Annotated in this window: 1 rRNA gene; it reads left to right on the top strand. The window is 53.0% G+C overall.

Features of this window, described 5'->3' with window-relative positions:
• Positions 1–97: 97 nt before the first annotated feature.
• A 23S ribosomal RNA gene (locus WFG93_RS13910) occupies positions 98–477 on the top strand; the annotation flags it as partial.

The raw sequence follows: 477 nt of genomic DNA, 5'->3' as shown, positions 1-477 counted from the left end.
AGGGGACCGCCCGTACTTTGAGAACTACACAGTGGACGCGAGCATCTTAAAGAAAACCGGGGCAGGTCTTTTCCTGGATCTGTCCCATCTCATGTGATTTCAAGTCTTTAAGAGCAAACGGTGGATGCCTTGGCATCTGGAGCCGAAGAAGGACGTAGCAATCTGCGATAAGCCTCGGGGAATTGATAAGCGAGTTTTGATCCGAGGATTTCCGAATGGGGAAACCCCGCCAGGCGTTTGTGCGACCTGGTGACTCCCGCCTGAATATATAGGGCGGGTAGAGGGAACGTGGGGAAGTGAAACATCTCAGTACCCACAGGAAGAGAAAACAACAGTGATTCCGTGAGTAGTGGCGAGCGAAAGCGGATGAGGCTAAACCGGGTGTGTGTGATAGCCGGCAGGCGTTGCATGCCCGGGGTTGCGGGACTTTTCTGAACATTCTGCCGAGTGTTCGACGTGATGTGACGATATAGACGA

Source organism: Microbacterium sp. USHLN186 (assembly GCF_037145155.1).
Lineage (GTDB): Bacteria > Actinomycetota > Actinomycetes > Actinomycetales > Microbacteriaceae > Microbacterium.
This window is presented reverse-complemented; position numbering and strand designations above follow the sequence as displayed.